The 1,362-nt window shown below is 66.6% G+C and carries 1 pseudogene; it reads left to right on the top strand.

Annotated elements, in window-relative coordinates:
* Positions 1-1,362 (top strand): annotated as a pseudogene (locus EOA38_RS36755) (kinesin); the annotation flags it as partial.

The raw sequence follows: 1,362 nt of genomic DNA, 5'->3' as shown, positions 1-1,362 counted from the left end.
AGCCCGTACAATGATTGACGAAATGGTCGCCGGCCATGTCGGCAAGCTGGCCGAGGGCCGCAACATCCTGGCGCGCGCGCTGGAAGCCGATCTCGGCAAGCTGCAGGACAGCCGAGCCTCGATCGATGGCCTGGTCGCCGGCCAGGTCGAGAAGATCGCCGAAGGTCGCGCCGTGCTCGCCAAGGCGCTCGAGACCGACATCTCCGGCATAAGGAACCTGATCGAAACCCATTCGGCCAAGCTCGCGGAAGACAGGGGCGAACTCAGCCGCGCGCTGGAAGGCGACCTGAGCGGCATCCGCAGCCTGATCGACAGCCATGCCGGCAAGCTCGTCGAGGACCGCAGCCTGTTGTCGCAGACGCTGGAATCCGACCTCGCCAAGTTGGCCGAGAGCCGCGCCTCGATCGACGGTCTTGTTGCCGGGCAGGTCGAGAAGCTCGCCGAAGGGCGCGATATCCTCAAGCGTGCCCTCGAAGCGGACATCAATACCATCAGGGGTGCCATCGCGGGACATTCCGACAGGGTGCAGGAGGAACGGGCGCAACTGTCGAAGGCCCTGGAGGCCGACCTGCAGACGGTCGGCGGCGCAATCTCCGACCACCAGAACCGGCTTGTCGAGGACCGCGCGGTGCTGTCGAAGTCGCTCGAGGACGATTTGGCCAAGTTGGCCGAGAGCCGCTCCAGCATCGACGGCCTGGTCGCCGGCCAGGTCGAGAAGCTGGCGGAAGGCCGCGACATCCTCAAGCGCGCGCTGGAAGCGGACCTCAACACCATTCAGGGCGCCATCGTCGATCATTCGCAAAAGATCACCGACCATCGCGCCGAGCTTTCACGCGCCCTCGATGCCGACATGGCCAACGCCAGCGGCCTCATGCAGACCCACGCCGACAGGCTCTCGCAGGACCGCTCGGCGCTGTCCAAGGCCTTGGAGGACGATCTCGCCAAGCTCGCCGAGAGCCGCTCCAGCATCGACGGCCTGGTCGCCGGCCAGGTCGAGAAGCTCGCCGAAGGCCGCGACATCCTCAAGCGCGCCCTGGAGGCGGATCTCGCCAAGCTCGCCGAGAGCCGCGCCTCGATCGATGGCCTCGTCGCAGCCCAGGTCGAGAAGCTTTCGGAGGGCCGTGATGTGCTCACGCGTGCTCTCGAGGCGGATCTTGCCAAGCTCGCCGAGAGCCGCGCCGGTATCGATGGCCTGGTCTCCGGCCAGGTGGAGAAGCTCGCCGAGGGCCGCGATATCCTCAAGCGTGCGCTCGAAGCCGACTTGCAGAAGCTGGCGGAAAGCCGCTCGGAACTCGACGGCATCATTGCCGGCCATGTCGGCAAGCTGTCCGAAGGGCCGCAACATCCTGGCGCGCGCGCTGG

This window comes from Mesorhizobium sp. M1E.F.Ca.ET.041.01.1.1, from assembly GCF_003997355.1.
Classification (GTDB): domain Bacteria; phylum Pseudomonadota; class Alphaproteobacteria; order Rhizobiales; family Rhizobiaceae; genus Mesorhizobium.
This window is presented reverse-complemented; position numbering and strand designations above follow the sequence as displayed.